Consider the following 15,741-nt stretch of genomic DNA (forward strand, 5'->3'; position numbering starts at 1 on the left):
GAATAGCGCGCGCTTCACAGCCTAATACCTGCCGTTTCGGCACATGGAGGACGTTTTGACCTCGGTCAACCTTGGAATGCCAGCTGCACCGCCGCCCACGCTTGCGCCCCGCCGCAAGACCCGCCAGATCAAAGTGGGCTCCGTTGGAGTCGGCTCGGACTCGCCGATCAGCGTTCAGTCCATGACCACCACCCCCACCACGGACATCAACGCGACCCTGCAGCAGATCGCCGAACTGACGGCGTCCGGCTGCGATATCGTCCGCGTTGCCTGCCCCAGCGCCGATGATGCGGCCGCGCTGCCGATCATTGCGAAGAAGTCCCAGATCCCCGTGATCGCTGACATCCACTTCCAGCCGAAGTATGTCTTCGCAGCGATCGACGCCGGCTGCGCGGCGGTACGTGTGAACCCCGGAAACATCCGAAAGTTTGACGACCAGGTCAAGCAGATCGCCAATGCCGCGAAGGACGCGGGCGTCTCCATCCGCATCGGCGTCAACGCCGGGTCCCTCGACCCGCGGCTGCTGGCCAAGTACGGCAAGGCAACGCCGGAGGCGCTGGTTGAATCCGCCGTCTGGGAAGCATCCCTCTTCGAGGAACACGACTTCCACGACTTCAAGATCTCCGTGAAGCACAATGACCCTGTGATCATGGTGCGCGCCTACGAGCTGCTGGCCGAACGCGGCGACTGGCCGCTGCACCTGGGCGTGACCGAAGCCGGTCCCGCTTTCCAGGGCACCATCAAGTCCGCCACCGCTTTCGGTGCGTTGCTGTCCAAGGGCATCGGCGACACCATCCGCGTTTCCCTCTCCGCTCCTCCCGTGGAGGAGATTAAGGTCGGAAACCAGATCCTGCAGTCGCTCAACCTGCGGCCCCGCAAGCTCGAAATCGTCTCCTGCCCGTCCTGCGGCCGCGCCCAGGTGGACGTCTACACGCTGGCCGAGCAGGTCACCGCAGGCCTCGAAGGCATGACCATCCCGCTGCGTGTTGCCGTGATGGGCTGCGTAGTAAATGGACCCGGTGAAGCGCGCGAAGCGGACCTGGGTGTAGCCTCCGGTAACGGCAAGGGCCAGATCTTTGTCAAGGGTGAAGTCATCAAGACCGTCCCCGAAGACCAGATTGTGGAGACCCTCATCGAAGAAGCGATGAGGATCGCAGAAGATATGGGAGAACCCGATGGCGAGGATGCTGGGACGGGTGGCCCCATGGTTACCGTCAGCTAAGTCCGATATCCGCAGCGCCTCCTCGAGTGCGGCGCTGCGGATCCTGCGCGACGACGACACTGTTGCACTGTGGGATCTGGCCGCCGCTGACCCGGTCGCCAACATCTTCATGCTTTCCCACTTGGAGACGGCCCGGACGGCAGCACCCACCTCGGCGGGTGGACGGATTGTGGGAGTGTTCGACGGCGGCACGCTGATCGGTGCGTGCTGGTCCGGTGTCAATGTGGTGCCAGTTGGTCTCGATGCCGATACCGGCCCCGAGGTCGGACAGTATCTGGCCAAGTCGCGGAACCGGTTCTCGTCCATTTTCGGTCCCTCAGAGGCGGTGCTCTCCCTCTGGTCCGAACTCCGGAACGTTTCCCCGCAACCGTTCGACGTCCGTCCGGAGCAGCCGCTCCTGCAGATTGCCGAGCCCTCCGCCGTCGTTGCGGCGCCGGGACTGCGTCCCGCCCGCCTTGAAGAGCTCGATGTGCTCCTGCCCGCCTGCACGGCGATGTTCGAGGAAGAAGTAGGCTACTCGCCGGTCTCCAACGGAGACCGGCACTATCGGCAGCGGGTCAAGGGCCTGATCGAACGGCGTCAGTCGCTGGTGGACTTCGACGCCGCCGGCCGGGTGGTGTTCAAGGCCGAGCTCGGTACGGTCTCCAGTCAGGCCGTGCAGGTACAGGGTGTCTGGATGAATCCGGAATACCGGGGACAGGGGCTGAGCCGGTCCTACATGTCCGCCGTCGTTGGCGCCGCCCTGGACGTTGCCCCGGTTGTCAGCCTGTACGTGAACTCCTATAACGCTCCGGCCCGTGCCACGTATGAGGCCGTCGGCTTCAATCAGGTGGGTACCTTCGCGACCATCCTGTTCTAGCCTGCCCTGCCCGGTCTGGTCGGCGCAGTGTCCGGAATGCCGTAGGCTCTGGGGCACGCACTCGGCACGCACTCGGCACGGGGGAGCAGGTGCAGTGCGCCTGGCGGCACCCCCGCAGCCCCGTCCCGAGGTGCAGGCGCGGCCAGGCACCCTGTCCGCCGACAACGACGTTGGGGGATCAACAAGATGGCTGCTTTCACCACAAAAACAACAAGATCCGCATTCCGGGCCGGATCCCGGCGGGCAGGAGCCGCAGGTGCGGGTCTGGTGCTGGCCTTGGTCCTCACCGGCTGTGGAGGAGGCGATGAGCCTGCTGCCCGGGACGGCGGAGCCGCCACCGAAAGCGGGAAGCCGTCGCCGTCGAAGCCCGCGAAGTCAGCCAAATCAGCGAAGCCGTCCCCGTCCGCCACGACCAAGGGTGCCGCTGGAACCGGTGCGGGTGCACTCAGCGGCGCGGAGCTGGCCGCCGTCCTGAGCGAGGTGAACACCGATCTGGACATCGGCGGCACTGTGCTGGAAGAGGCACAGCTGAAGCAGAACACGGCCCAGGGCGTGGAGGCCCTGAAGGGTGTCGAGTACAGCCCCTGCAACCCGACCGAAGGCATAGATCCGACTAAGGCTCTCCGCGAGGCCAGTATGGGTGCCTTGGCTATCGAGGGCAACGCCCCGGGCATGCCGGACACCATCTCCGTCATCAGCTGGTCCAGTGAGGAGGCCGTTGCGGAAGAATCCAAGATGAGTAAGCGGCAGTTCGCGTCCTGCCCCGAGTACAGCCTGACCGCCAACGGGCGGACAGTTTCCCTGGCTGGTGAAGCGCTTGACATGCCTACCGTCGGCGACGCGTCGCAGGCATACGTCACCCGCCAGAGCATCGACGGCGTCGCGCAGACCTCGGTGGTACTGACTGCTTGGTCCGGCACGAGTTCAGTCCAGATCACCCTCCACGAGGCCGACCCCCAGGACAGCATTCGCTACGTTGCTCGGATCCTCGAAGAGGTATTGGACCGTGTGGAGGGCTAGCGCCGATTTAGGGTGAGCGGGATCACGTGGTTAGGATTCTCAGTGGACTTCCTATCCGGAAGCCATGGCACCAATGTCGGCAGCAATCGGCAACGATGAGACGGTGCGTCCGGACATGATGAGCGCCGTCGATCCCCTGGAAGGCATCACCATCGCGCCGGCAGCCTGTGACGTGCTGGCCTCGACGAACATCAACAAGGTGCTGGACAACGCCTATATTGCAATCCTGCTGCTCAACGAGACCGATTCACTGACAGTCGTCAGCCACTCGGACCCGGCCGTCCTGGAGAAGCAGGTCGTGGACAACGACAAGCTGTTGGGCGAATGCGCCCAGTACACCATGGAAGGTCCGGGAGGACAGGCGACGGTGGTCAATGAAGGCATTGACGCGTCGACTGACGCGGATACCACCCAGGCCTTCCACTCGATCACGACCAACGGAACCATCGAGGAAGGCATCACCCAGGTTGCAGCCGCCAGCGGCACCACGAATATCGCAGCCCGGTTCGTGAATGCTTCCGATCCCGAGGCTTCCGTAGCCGAGGCCGAGGAGATCATCAACGCGGTGTACGCCGAGCTGGAAAAGAAGTAGCCGGCGCTTCACCCCGCGTGACACGATTCCGGCGGGGCCGGACCTGCACTGCAGGTCCGGCCCCGCCGTCGTCGTACGCCTGTCAGGTATCGACAGCCGGGCGCGTTAGATTAGTAGGGCATACATTCTTGAGCAGATGCAGCCGACTGGCTGCAGAAACGGATTCCCAGCGTGGTCCTTCGACTTTCCACCCTTTTCCTGCGCACCCTGCGCGAAGACCCGGCCGACGCCGACGTCGCCAGCCACCGGCTCCTGGTCCGTGCCGGCTACATCCGCCGGGCCGCGCCGGGCATCTACTCCTGGCTGCCGCTGGGCCTGCGGGTGCTGGGCAAGGTGGAGAACATCATCCGTGAGGAAATGGCCGCCATCGGCGCCCAGGAAGTGCACTTCCCGGCGCTGCTGCCGCGTGAGCCGTACGAAACCTCCAACCGCTGGACGGAATACGGCGAGAACCTGTTCCGCCTGCAGGACCGCAAGGGTGCCGACTACCTGCTGGCACCGACCCATGAGGAAATGTTCACCCTCCTGGTCAAGGACCTCTACAACTCCTACAAGGACCTCCCGGTGTCCCTGTTCCAGATCCAGACCAAGTACCGCGACGAGGCACGGCCGCGCGCCGGCCTGCTCCGCGGCCGCGAGTTCATCATGAAGGACTCCTACTCCTTCGACATGGATGACGAAGGGCTGGACGCCAGCTACCAGGCGCACCGCGAGGCCTACCTGCGCATCTTCGAGCGCCTGGGCTTGGAAATCGTCGTCGTTTCGGCTGTCTCCGGTGCCATGGGCGGGTCCAAGAGCGAGGAGTTCCTGCACCCGATGGCCGTGGGTGAAGACACCTACGTGCGCTCGGCCGGCGGCTACGCTGCCAACGTCGAAGCCGTCACCACCGTGGTTCCCGCGGACATCGATTACACCGGCGCGCCGGCAGCCCGCGTGGTGGACACTCCCGACACCCCCACCATTGAAACCCTCGTGAACGACGTCAACGCCCGGTTCCCGTGCGAAGCAGGCGAATGGTCTGCTGCGGACACCCTGAAGAACGTGGTCCTGGCCGTCACCCTGCCCACCGGGGAACGCCGCATTGTGGTTGTCGGCGTTCCGGGCGACCGCGCCGTCGACCTCAAGCGCATTGAAGCCAACATCAGCTCCCACGTAGGAATGGGCGGCGAGCTGGCCGTCGACGCCGCCACGGACGAAGACCTCAAGAAGCACCCGGGTCTGGTCAAGGGGTACATCGGCCCGGGCCTGAGCACCGACGAGCCTGTCCTGGGCACCGAATCCGCCACCGGCCTGCTGTACCTCGTGGATCCCCGCGTGGTCACCGGCACCAGCTGGATCACCGGCGCCAACGAGTCCGGCAAGCACGTCATCGGCCTGGTCGCAGGGCGCGATTTCACCTGGGACGGCACCATTGAGGCCGTTGAGGTCCGCGAAGGCGACGAGGCTCCGGACGGCTCCGGCCCGCTCGAAGCAGCCCGCGGCATCGAAATGGGCCACATCTTCCAGCTCGGCCGCAAGTACGCCGATGCCCTGGGCCTGAAGGTCCTGGACCGCAACGGCAAGCTGGCCACGGTCACCATGGGTTCCTACGGCGTCGGCGTGACCCGCGCCGTCGCTGCCCTTGCCGAATCCCACCACGACGACAAGGGGATCATCTGGCCCCGCGCGGTGGCACCGGCCGATGTACACGTGGTGGCCACGGGCCGCGGCTCCGAGATTTTCGACGCCGCCGCCCAGCTGTCCGAAGAGCTCGAGGCTGCGGGACTGGAAGTCATCTATGACGACCGTCCCAAGGTGTCCCCGGGCGTGAAGTTCGGCGACGCGGAACTCATCGGCGTCCCGACCATCCTGGTGGTCGGGCGCGGGCTGGCGGACGGCGTTGTGGAAATCAAGGACCGTGCCACCGGGAACGCCGAAAACGTTCCTGTTGCTGAAGCGGTGGAGTACGTGCGCCGCGCCGCAGCGCAGTAGCCCTTCGTGGTCTCCGGTCTCGAGGAGGTCACGCTTGCCACCATCGCTCTTGTGGTGGTGGCAGGCCTGGCCGCCGGCTGGGTGGATGCAGTGGTGGGCGGCGGCGGGCTGATCCAGCTTCCCGCGCTCCTCCTCGTACCGGGGATCAGCCCGGTCCAGGCCTTGGCCACCAATAAGATGGGCTCCATTTTCGGCACTACCACCAGTGCCGTGACCTATTATCGGCGAGCCCATCCGGACCTGCGGACGGCGCTGCCGATGGCGGGCATCGCCTTGGCCGGGAGCTTCGGCGGGGCCATCCTGGCCGCCTCGCTCCCGTCGTCGGTCTTCAAACCCATCATCGTGGTGGCGCTTGTGGCGGTCGCGGTGTTCACTGCAACCAAGCCCACCGTCGGCGAGCTGACGAAACTGCGCCACACCGGGCGCCGCCACTACGGCACCGCCGCCGGTATCGGCCTGGTGATCGGCTTCTACGACGGACTGATCGGCCCGGGGACCGGTTCCTTCCTGATCATTGCCATGGTCACCCTGCTCGGGTACAACTTCCTCGCCGCCAGCGCCAAGGCCAAGATCGTGAACATGGCGACCAACCTCGGGGCCCTGGCATTTTTCCTTCCGAACGGATCGCTGCTCTGGGGGCTGGGCCTGGTGCTCGGCTTCGCGAATATGATCGGCGGCTATCTCGGTGCCCGGATGGCGGTAAAGCAGGGCAGCAAATTCATCCGGATAGTTTTCCTGGTGGTCGTTGCCGCCCTGATCGTCAAGCTTGGCCACGACGTCTGGGTGGAGAACATCCGCGCCTAGGCGGCCGGCAGCTCCTGCACCGGCGGAATGCCCGGATGCCGCCGGCCGGTCAGTGCCGATGCCACCCAGACGGACCGCTGGGCGTCCCCGTGCTGGCCTTCGCGCACGTAATCCAGAGCATTGGTCACCTCACGCAGGACGCTCCAGTCCAGGGCCGCGTCCCGGTCCAGGCCCGCGGCGGTGCACAGCCCGTCCAGCCGTGCCAGCAGCGCCTCCTCCGGTGCCGAGGCATCCAGATCATGCAGGCGGTTCCACAGCATCGGAGCCACGGCGTACTCGGCCTCGCCGAAGACCGCCTGCGGGTCGATGGCGGCGTAGTCACCGGATTGTCCGGGACGGGCCAGGACGTTGGCATAGTGCAGGTCCGCGTGGACCAGGACGTCCCGGCCGGACCGCCTTCCCACCGCGCCGCGGGTCTGGCAGACCTCCAGCGCGGCCTCCAGCAGCCAGCGTTCAAACGGACGCCCCAGGGCGTCCCACTCCGCGGGCAGCTCGTCCGAGAGCTGCTCGGCGTGCTGGGCGAGGGAGGGGACAGCGGCCCAGTGGGGTGAATCGGATTCCGGCAGGCTCAGCCGGCGCACGAGCGCACCCCAGACCCGCACGGCAGTGTCCATGTCCACGGACAGCAGTGTGCGGTCAGGGTCGAGGCGTTCCAGGACCAGGCAGGTTCCGGCCGCGTCCCGGTCCAGCAGCCGTACGGCCCCTCTGCCGTCCCACAGGGCCAGGGCAGCCGTCTCGGTGGCTGCTTCCGGATGCGGAAACGGGAACTTCAACACAGCGGGGCTGCCGTCGGTGGAACGCACGGGCAGCACCAGTGCTCCGTGCCCGTGCCAGGGTGCGGCCCCGGGCGGATCCGGAACGAGCCGGAAAGCGGCCAGGCTGGTCTCCACCAGTCCGGGCAGGTCCGCCAGCCAGGTACGGCCGTCCCGGGTGCCCAGGTAGCGTCGGCGCAGGGCCTCAGGTACGACGACGGCGGGTGCCATGCAGTTCTCCTAGCAGGTTGCAGCTACGGTTGCGGCGGGGTGGCGGCCGCCGGAACGGGGGAGTGCGTGCCGAAGGATCAGTTCCACGGCAGATCCTCCGGGACGGCGTCCAGGCCGGGCGTTGCGGGGACGGTATCCGCCTGCAGATACAGTTCCGCTGAGACGGCGGCGAGCCGGCCGATCGCCCAGCCTCGGAGGTCTCCTTCGCTCAATGCCACGAGGTCAGCGTAGACCGCCGGGAACTGCTGTTCCAGTGCGGGCAGTGCGCCGGCGGGGTTGCGCAGGAAACCCGCATCCAGGCGGTAGGCGGCCACCGGAGCAACCGCCGGCCGGCACAGATCGGGCAGATAGGCCACCGCGTCCGTGCCACGGGATTCGTGTGCGGACATGCGCGTCTGCCACTGCTCGCCGAGGGTTACTGCGGAAGGATCCTGCGCCAGGGCGACCTCATAGGCATAGGCGGCACCGAATTCCGCGTCAATGGCAGCCTTCAGGGCAGCGGCTGCATCGGGGGCCGCGGAACCGGCTGAGGCACCTCCGGATGGAGTTCCCGCTGCCGTTTCCACGGCCTTTCCTCCGGCGCCGGCATCCGGACAGTTCGACAACTTCTTTTCCTTTGCCGGCTCGTCGGTCGCGTCGCTTGCGGCCACCGGATCTCCGGTGCGCGGGCCGTTGGTCTCCGGCAAGGTCAGGCCGTAAAGGCCCGCGGCACGAGCGGCCCAGACCTGCTGGGCGGCACCGGTCGCCGCAAGCAGGCGCGCCGTGCCGGCGTCCGCCCGCCACGCGGCCTGCAGGTTGGCCTTTGCCGACGCCGCCAGCGCCCGCACATAGGGCTCGAGGTCCTTGGCATCCGGTGCCTCGGGAGCTCCGGGGGAGCCTGCCCGGCCCTTTCCGGCAGTGCCGGAAACATCGAGCGGTTCCACGAAAGTGTGCCGGGCAGCTGCCGGTTCCCGTCCGGTGCTGGTCAGCAGGGCAGCCTGACTGCGCAGTCCCTCGGCCTGAGCCAGGAGTTCGACTGCTTCGGGATTTTTCCCTTCAGCGGCCAGCACCCCCGCCTCGGCGGAAAGGGCCCGCGCGCTGTTCCGGGCCTCGGCCAGGGCAATTTGCGAAAAGGAACGGCTGCGCTCCGTTGCGTCCCCGGTACCGGCGACCAGGCCGAGGCTGAGGATCACCGCTCCCAGTGCGAGGAACAACACAAGACGCCGCGCACCGGCACCCAAACGGCGTGGCCAGCGGGCAGGCGCGGGCTCGGGGCCGGGGTTTTCCAAGGGCGCATCCACAACAGTCGATGATGTCACGAACGCGCTCTCATCTGCATCGATGCCTCAAGGACACAGGAATGTCGGTAGTCTAGGACTACAACAACATCTAGTGGGAGGCAGCTATGGCGGTTCGGCCCAACCCCAAAAAAGACACGTCGTCGGATTACCGCAGGAATGCGATGCGTGCAGAAGTAGCCGCGGAGACGCAGCGGCTCAAGAATTATCTGGCCCCCACGGTAGAGATGCAGGATTTGTTCCTCGAGGACATCGAGATCAAGCTGGCAGGTGCCCACCGCACTGTCCACGTCATCGTGGACCTTCCCGAGGACCAGCCCGGAGGCGTCAGCCTGGACAGGATTTCGTCCGCAGCCCAAGTGATTTCCGAAGCCATGGACAACGATCCGGGCGATGACGGACGCCCCTACAACCTCGAGGTTTCGTCCCCCGGGGTTTCCCGTCCCCTCACCGAGCCGCGCCACTGGCGCCGCAACGCAGGCCGGATGGTGTCCGTTTCCGTTGAGCGCGGAGACGACGTGATGGGGCGGATCGTCTCCGTCGAAGACGACGGCATTACGTTGATACCGGAACTTCCGGTCAAGAAAGGGATGAAGGCCAAACAGGGGGACCCGGTCCGCCTGGCATTCGCCGACATCCGCAAGGGGCGCGTTGAAGTCGAATTCGCCCACCTTGAAGACGACCCGGCCGGCGAGGACGCCCCGGATGATGAAACCACAGCTGAGGAGGCCTAGATGGAAATAGATATGAGTGCGCTGAGGCTGCTGGAACGCGAACGGGAGATCCCCCTGGATCTGCTGGTGCCGACCATTGAGCAGGCTCTGCTGGTTGCCTACCACAAGACCAACGGCGCCCAGGAGCAGGCACGGGCGGAACTGGACCGGAAGACCGGTCACGTAACCATCTGGGCTGCTGAGCTCGACGACGACGGATCCACGGTGGGGGAGTTCGACGACACCCCGGCCGGCTTCGGTCGGATCGCCGCCAGCACGGCCCGGCAGATCATCCTGCAGCGGCTGCGCGATGTCGAGGACGACAACATCCTGGGCGAGTTCAAGGGCCGTGAAGGCGAACTGGTCTCCGGCCAGATCCAGCAGGGCAACAACCCGCACATGATCCAGGTGAACCTCGGCTCGGTGGAGGCACTGCTGCCCCCGCCCGAGCAGGTTCCGGGGGAGAAGTACCTCCACGGTTCCCGCCTGCGCGCGTTCGTTGTGGACGTGCGCCGCGGCTTCAAGGGTCCGTCCATCACGCTCTCCCGCTCCCACCCCGGCCTGGTCCGCAAGCTTTTCGAACTGGAAGTTCCGGAAATCGCCGACGGCAGCGTGGAAATCGTGGCACTGGCACGCGAAGCAGGACACCGTTCCAAGATTGCCGTCAAGGCCAATGTCCCGGGCATCAATGCCAAGGGTGCCTGCATCGGCGAGATGGGCTCCCGTGTGCGTGCGGTCATGAACGAACTGCATGACGAGAAGATCGACATTGTCGACTTCAGCGAGGATCCGGCGACGTTCATCGCCAACTCCCTCTCGCCGTCGCGCGTGAACTCCGTGACCATCACGGACGAGGACCTGAGGTCCGCACGCGTCGTGGTTCCCGACTACCAGCTCTCCCTGGCGATCGGCAAGGAAGGCCAGAATGCCCGCCTCGCGGCCAAGCTGACCGGCTGGCGGATCGATATCGTTTCCGACGCGAAGGCCTCCTAGGCTCCGGTGCCGGAAGCGGATGCAGCGCCGGACAAGAAAGGCGCTAGAATGTATAAGGCCGGGTCACCCTCCGCGTCCCATTCATCGGCAGCCGCTTCCGGCGCTGCCGCGGGAAATCGGGTATCCAGGCACGTTCCGTTGCGAACGTGCATAGGGTGCAGGAAAAAGGATGACCAAGCTGTTCTGCTGCGGTTGGTCCGTGTCAGCATGGAAGGCGGCAACGCCGTCCGTGTCGATGAGGACCACCGAATGCCTGGAAGGGGTGCCTGGTTGCACCCCGACACGGCATGCCTGAGATTGGCAGTGAAACGTTCGGGCTTTCCGCGGGCCTTTAGGGGTTCCGTGGAAATATCGGACGTTGAACGTTGGTTCAAGGCCCTTGAGGACGTTCCGACCGGGAACGGACTCAAAACCGTCCAACCTGAAAGCGGGTCAGAAATCTGATGGAAACCCGATGAGTACCCAGCGATGAGTACTTTGTTGTGCTCTGTGATGGGCCCCGCTGCAACTGCAGTGGAAGCCCGCAGTAAATAGACGGTTCGTACCTGCCTCGGTGCGGACCGAGACAGGAGAAATGTGGCCAAGGTCCGCGTACACGAGCTTGCTAAAGAGCTCGGCATTACCTCGAAGGATGCAGTTGCAAAACTGCAGGAACTGGGCGAATTCGTCCGTTCCGCCTCATCAACTATTGAGGCCCCGGTAGTCAAGAAACTTCGAGGCGCCTTCCCGGCGTCTGAAAACAAGGCTGCTTCCCCGGCAGCCCCCGCCAAGGCTGACGCTTCCGCGTCCAAGCCTTCGGCCCCGTCCCCCAAGCCCGGCTCCGCGAAGCCTGCCCCGGCAGCTCCCGCAGCAGAGCAGCCCGCCGCTGAGGCGCCGGCAGCTCCCGCTGAGGCCGCTCCGGCACCGGCAGCGCCGGCTGCACCCGCAGCCGAGGCACCGGCAGCACCGGCTCCGGCCGCGGAACCCGCTGCACCCGAAGCCGGCAAGGAAGACGCCGCCAAGGCATCCGCCTCTTCGGCACCTCGTCCCGGCGCACCGCGCCCGGGCGGTGGCGGACCCCGCCCCGGCAACAACCCGTTTGCACCTTCCCAGGGCATGCCGCGTCCGCGTGGCCGCGGCGACGGCGAACGGGGTGCCGGCGCACCGCGTCCGGGCAACAACCCCTTCGCTACCTCGCAGGGCATGCCGCGTCCGGGTGGACGCCGCGATGAGGCCGAACGTCCCGGTACGCCGGGTGCCGCAGGCCCCCGTCCCGCAGCCGGTGCAGGTGGACCCCGTCCCGGCGCACCGCGTCCGGGTGCTCCGCGCCCCGGCGCTCCCCGTCCCGGCGCACCGCGTCCGGGCACTCCCCGTCCGGCAGGAGCAGGCGCCGGCGGCGCACGCCCCACACCGGGCATGATGCCCAACCGCACTGAACGTCCGGCAGCTCCGGGACGTCCGGGCGCAGCAGGACCGCGCCGCGGACCGGGCGGAGCCCCGGGTACCGGCGGCGGCGGCGCCCCGGTTGGCGGCGGCTTCGGTAAGGGCGGCCGCGGACGCGGCGGCACTGCCGGTGCTTTCGGCAAGGGCGGCGCAGGCCGCGGCAAGCAGCGCAAGTCGAAGCGCGCGAAGCGGCAGGAACTGGAGCAGATGTCTGCTCCGTCGCTGGGTGGCGTTTCGGTACCCCGCGGCGACGGCAACACTGTTGTCCGGCTGCGCCGCGGCGCGTCCATCACGGACTTCGCCGACAAGATTGAGGCCAACCCCGCAGCACTGGTGACCGTACTGTTCCACCTCGGTGAAATGGCAACGGCCACGCAGTCCCTGGACGAAGAGACGTTCGGTGTACTGGGTACGGAGCTGGGCTACAAGATCCAGGTTGTCTCGCCCGAAGACGAAGAGCGCGAACTGCTGAGCACGTTCGACATCGACTTCGAGGCAGAACTGGAAGCCGAAGGCGACGACCAGCTTGAGGCACGTCCTCCGGTAGTCACCGTCATGGGTCACGTTGACCACGGTAAGACCCGCCTGCTGGACGCCATCCGCAACTCGAACGTTGTGGAAGGCGAACACGGCGGTATCACCCAGCACATCGGTGCCTACCAGATCGCCTTCGATCACGAGGGCATCGAGCGGGCCGTCACCTTCATTGATACTCCGGGCCACGAGGCGTTTACCGCCATGCGTGCCCGTGGTGCCAAGGTCACCGACATTGCGGTCCTGGTTGTTGCAGCCGACGACGGCGTTATGCCGCAGACGGTGGAAGCACTCAACCACGCACAGGCAGCCAACGTGCCGATCGTGGTCGCAGTGAACAAGATCGACAAGGAAGGCGCCAACCCGGAGAAGGTCCGCGGCCAGCTGACCGAATACGGACTGGTTCCTGAAGAATACGGTGGCGACACCATGTTCGTGGAGGTCTCTGCCCGCCAGAACCTCAACATCGACGCCCTGCTCGAGGCCGTTCTGCTTACCGCAGATGCTGCCTTGGACATGCGCGCCAACCCGAACAAGGACGCCCGCGGTATCGCGATCGAAGCCAACCTGGACAAGGGCCGCGGTGCAGTAGCAACTGTGCTGGTCCAGTCCGGAACGCTGAAGGTCGGCGACACCATCGTGGCGGGTACGGCCCACGGCCGTGTCCGTGCCATGTTCGACGAGAATGGCGACAACGTCACCGAAGCCGGGCCCTCGCGTCCGGTCCAGGTGCTCGGCCTGTCCAACGTTCCCCGCGCCGGCGACACGTTCTTCGTTACCGACGACGAGCGCACTGCCCGCCAGATCGCTGAAAAGCGTGAGGCTGCGGACCGCAACGCCGCACTGGCCAAGCGCCGCAAGCGCATCAGCCTCGAGGACTTCGACCAGGCCGTTGCTGACGGAAAGGTCGACACCCTCAACCTCATCCTCAAGGGTGACGTTTCCGGTGCAGTCGAAGCCCTGGAAGACTCGCTGCTCAAGATCGACGTCGGCGAAGGCGAGCAGCTGCGCGTCATCCACCGCGGCGTCGGTGCCATCACGCAGAACGACGTCAACCTGGCGACGGTGGACAACGCCGTCATCATCGGCTTCAACGTCAAGCCGGCCGAGCGCGTTGCCGACCTGGCAGAGCGCGAAGGCGTCGACATGCGCTTCTACTCCGTCATCTACGCAGCAATTGATGACATTGAGCTTGCACTGAAGGGCATGCTCAAGCCCGAGTACGAAGAGGTCCAGCTCGGCACCGCCGAGGTCCGCGAAGTCTTCCGTTCCTCCAAGTTCGGAAACATTGCCGGCTCGATCGTCCGCTCCGGTGTCATCCGGCGCAACGCCAAGGCGCGGGTCACCCGCGACGGCAAGGTCATCGGTGACAACCTCACCGTTGAATCGCTCAAGCGGTTCAAGGACGACGCCACCGAGGTCCGCACGGACTTCGAGTGTGGTATCGGCCTGGGCTCGTTCAACGATGTCAACCAGGGCGACATCATCGAGACCTTCGAGATGCGCGAGAAGCCGCGCGTCTAATCTGTGGCCGCAGGCCGCCGGGTCTCCCGGCGGCCTGCGGGTACTTTGTTTTCCAGTCTTAGTAAGGAGAGGTAATGGCAGATCCAGCACGCGCTGCGAAACTCGCTGACCGTATCAAGGTAGTAGTTGCCCAGGCGCTTGAGCGGCGGATCAAGGATCCCCGGCTGGGATTCGTGACCATCACCGATGCACGGGTCACCAATGACCTGCAGCACGCCACTTTGTACTACACGGTCTTCGGCGACGAAGAGCAGCAGGCAGATACCAAGGCAGCCCTGGAATCCGCACGCGGAATCCTGCGCGCCGAGGTGGGCAAGAACATCACTGTCCGCCTGACACCAACGCTTGAATTCGTTCCCGACGAGATCCCGGTCAACGCCGGTCACCTCGAGGAACTGATCCGGGCAGCCAAGCAGCGCGATGCCGAACTGGCAGCGCTCAAGGAAGGTGCCAGCTACGCAGGCGACGCCGATCCGTACCGCAAGGACGAAGAGGACTTCGACGAAGACCTCGAATCCGATGCTCCGGTCGACTCGGACGCGAAGTAGGTCCTAGACCGTCGAAAAGGGAGCGGTTCCGTTTTACGGAGCCGCTCCCTTTTTGCTGCCCCGGCACGGGCAGCCTCAACTTCACGCAGGCTCAGGGCGCCGGGAGCCGGCTCACGCCTTCCAGCAGCTCCTCGCGGTCCCCGCACAGCGCAATCCTGATCCAGCCCTCACCGATGGATCCGAACGCAGTGCCCGGCGCAACGGCGACGCCGTCCTCCTCCAGAAAGCGGAGAGTCCAGTCCCGGACGTTTCCTCCCGTCGCATGGGAGACATCCGCCCAGAGGTAGAACGCGCCGCGGGCCTCGAGATACCGGATTCCCTTACCGGCCAGGACGGAGCAGGCAGCATCCCGGTTAGCCCGGTAATGCGCGGAGGCCATGTCTACGTAGTCCTGCGGCCCGGTGAGTGCGGCCAGGGCCGCATACTGCGAGGGAGAGGCCACGCAGGACACGATGGACTCCATGACCGTGCTGAGGACCGGTTCCAGCCCTTCGGGCAGCACCAGCGCACCGATGCGCAGGCCGGTCAGGCCGTAGGTCTTGGACAAGGTGAGCGAACTGATCACGCGTTCCCCGGCGTCGCCGTCGAACGCCAGGGGACTCACATGGGGCACATCGAACGTGAAGGCCTCGTAACACTCGTCCGAAAGAATCCACAGGTCGTGCCGCCGCGCCAGCTCCACCAGCGCACGGGTCAGTTCCCCGCTGAACACGGCCCCCAGCGGATTGGACGGGGAATTCAGCAGCAGCACCCGCGTACGCGGCGTCAGCAGGGCTTCGATGTCTTCGATCCTCGGCTGGAACCCATGCTCCGGATACAGGGGGTACTCCACCGGCACCGCGTGCAGGAGCTCGGCCGTCATCGCGAACGTCGGATATCCCGGGTTCGGCACCAGGATCTCGTCTCCGGCGTCCAGGAGCAGGCTCATGGCCAAATGCAGGCCCTGCTGCGCCCCCGACGTAACGAAGACCCGCTCAGGGCTGATCTCTTTGCCGCAGGCCGCACCCGCATGCCGCGCGAAGGCGGAGCGCAGGGGAGCGATGCCCGCATTGGGGGTGTAACCGGTTTCGTCCCGGTCCAGCGTGGCCCGGGCGGCGTCGAGGATATGCCCCGGGGTGGGGAAACCGGGCTCGCCGATGCTCAGGACAATCGCATCCGGCTTCGCCCAGGCGGCCTGGGTGATTTGGCGGATCTGGTTTGCCGGGACTTTCCGGACGTGCGGTGAGAGCTGTGCCATATCCGAATGCTATCGCCGCCTGCGGACGGCAGCGGTGCGGAA

The 15,741-nt window shown here is 65.9% G+C and carries 14 protein-coding genes; 11 read left to right on the forward strand and 3 right to left on the reverse strand.

Annotated elements, in window-relative coordinates; all coding sequences use genetic code 11:
* Window positions 1-55: 55 nt before the first annotated feature.
* From ispG to N2K99_RS05580, 6 genes are all read left to right on the forward strand, one after another.
* Window positions 56-1,222, forward strand: a complete 1,167-nt coding sequence (gene ispG / locus N2K99_RS05555) for a flavodoxin-dependent (E)-4-hydroxy-3-methylbut-2-enyl-diphosphate synthase (RefSeq protein ID WP_227924460.1) — start codon at window positions 56-58, stop codon at window positions 1,220-1,222.
* Window positions 1,197-2,081, forward strand: a complete 885-nt coding sequence (locus tag N2K99_RS05560; RefSeq protein ID WP_308036467.1) for a GNAT family N-acetyltransferase — start codon at window positions 1,197-1,199, stop codon at window positions 2,079-2,081. Before ispG ends, N2K99_RS05560 begins: the two co-directional genes overlap by 26 nt.
* Window positions 2,082-2,267: 186 nt before the next feature.
* Window positions 2,268-3,101 (forward strand): hypothetical protein, encoded by an 834-nt coding sequence (locus N2K99_RS05565; protein WP_227934558.1) that lies wholly within the window; start codon window positions 2,268-2,270, stop codon window positions 3,099-3,101.
* Between the two features lie 73 nt (window positions 3,102-3,174).
* Complete coding sequence (locus N2K99_RS05570; protein WP_227934559.1) at window positions 3,175-3,693, forward strand: hypothetical protein; 519 nt, start codon at window positions 3,175-3,177, stop codon at window positions 3,691-3,693.
* Between the two features lie 171 nt (window positions 3,694-3,864).
* A complete protein-coding gene (locus N2K99_RS05575; RefSeq protein WP_227924472.1) occupies window positions 3,865-5,664 on the forward strand; it encodes a proline--tRNA ligase in 1,800 nt (599 codons plus the stop codon).
* 6 nt (window positions 5,665-5,670) lie between these two features.
* On the forward strand, window positions 5,671-6,468 hold the full coding sequence (locus N2K99_RS05580; protein WP_227924473.1) for a TSUP family transporter: 798 nt from the start codon (window positions 5,671-5,673) through the stop codon (window positions 6,466-6,468).
* Here the strand turns inward: N2K99_RS05580 and N2K99_RS05585 are convergent.
* Window positions 6,465-7,451 (reverse strand): aminoglycoside phosphotransferase family protein, encoded by a 987-nt coding sequence (locus tag N2K99_RS05585; protein WP_227934564.1) that lies wholly within the window; start codon window positions 7,449-7,451, stop codon window positions 6,465-6,467. The genes N2K99_RS05580 and N2K99_RS05585 overlap by 4 nt on opposite strands.
* A 77-nt stretch (window positions 7,452-7,528) precedes the next feature.
* Window positions 7,529-8,749, reverse strand: a complete 1,221-nt coding sequence (locus tag N2K99_RS05590; protein ID WP_227934565.1) for a DUF4439 domain-containing protein — start codon at window positions 8,747-8,749, stop codon at window positions 7,529-7,531.
* 86 nt (window positions 8,750-8,835) lie between these two features.
* On the opposite strand from N2K99_RS05590, the gene rimP reads away from it, so the two are divergent.
* From rimP to rbfA, 5 genes are all read left to right on the forward strand, one after another.
* Window positions 8,836-9,462 (forward strand): ribosome maturation factor RimP, encoded by a 627-nt coding sequence (gene rimP / locus N2K99_RS05595; protein WP_374200079.1) that lies wholly within the window; start codon window positions 8,836-8,838, stop codon window positions 9,460-9,462.
* A complete protein-coding gene (gene nusA / locus N2K99_RS05600; RefSeq protein ID WP_227924477.1) occupies window positions 9,463-10,434 on the forward strand; it encodes a transcription termination factor NusA in 972 nt (323 codons plus the stop codon). It abuts the gene before it with no gap.
* A 48-nt stretch (window positions 10,435-10,482) separates the two neighbouring features.
* The gene (locus N2K99_RS05605; RefSeq protein WP_227924581.1) at window positions 10,483-10,878 is read left to right on the forward strand and encodes a YlxR family protein; all 396 of its coding nucleotides are present in this window, start codon (window positions 10,483-10,485) and stop codon (window positions 10,876-10,878) included.
* A 132-nt stretch (window positions 10,879-11,010) separates the two neighbouring features.
* Window positions 11,011-13,914 (forward strand): translation initiation factor IF-2, encoded by a 2,904-nt coding sequence (gene infB, locus N2K99_RS05610; RefSeq protein WP_260554877.1) that lies wholly within the window; start codon window positions 11,011-11,013, stop codon window positions 13,912-13,914.
* A 74-nt stretch (window positions 13,915-13,988) separates the two neighbouring features.
* Window positions 13,989-14,462, forward strand: a complete 474-nt coding sequence (gene rbfA / locus N2K99_RS05615) for a 30S ribosome-binding factor RbfA (protein ID WP_227924479.1) — start codon at window positions 13,989-13,991, stop codon at window positions 14,460-14,462.
* Between the two features lie 91 nt (window positions 14,463-14,553).
* On the opposite strand, the gene N2K99_RS05620 is transcribed toward rbfA, so the two are convergent.
* A complete protein-coding gene (locus N2K99_RS05620) occupies window positions 14,554-15,699 on the reverse strand; it encodes a pyridoxal phosphate-dependent aminotransferase (RefSeq protein WP_227934568.1) in 1,146 nt (381 codons plus the stop codon).
* Between the last annotated feature and the right edge of the window lie 42 nt (window positions 15,700-15,741).

This window comes from Arthrobacter sp. zg-Y1110 (genome assembly GCF_025244865.1).
In the GTDB taxonomy this organism is placed as follows: Bacteria; Actinomycetota; Actinomycetes; order Actinomycetales; family Micrococcaceae; genus Arthrobacter_B.

Coding starts and splice junctions, on each gene's coding strand:
- N2K99_RS05565 (WP_227934558.1), top strand. CDS start 2,268: ATGGCTGCTTTCACCACAAAAACAACAAGATCCGCATTCCGGGCCGGA.
- N2K99_RS05570 (WP_227934559.1), top strand. CDS start 3,175: ATGTCGGCAGCAATCGGCAACGATGAGACGGTGCGTCCGGACATGATG.
- N2K99_RS05585 (WP_227934564.1), bottom strand. CDS start 7,451: ATGGCACCCGCCGTCGTCGTACCTGAGGCCCTGCGCCGACGCTACCTG.
- rimP (WP_374200079.1), top strand. CDS start 8,836: ATGGCGGTTCGGCCCAACCCCAAAAAAGACACGTCGTCGGATTACCGC.
- nusA (WP_227924477.1), top strand. CDS start 9,463: ATGGAAATAGATATGAGTGCGCTGAGGCTGCTGGAACGCGAACGGGAG.
- N2K99_RS05605 (WP_227924581.1), top strand. CDS start 10,483: ATGTATAAGGCCGGGTCACCCTCCGCGTCCCATTCATCGGCAGCCGCT.
- rbfA (WP_227924479.1), top strand. CDS start 13,989: ATGGCAGATCCAGCACGCGCTGCGAAACTCGCTGACCGTATCAAGGTA.
- N2K99_RS05620 (WP_227934568.1), bottom strand. CDS start 15,699: ATGGCACAGCTCTCACCGCACGTCCGGAAAGTCCCGGCAAACCAGATC.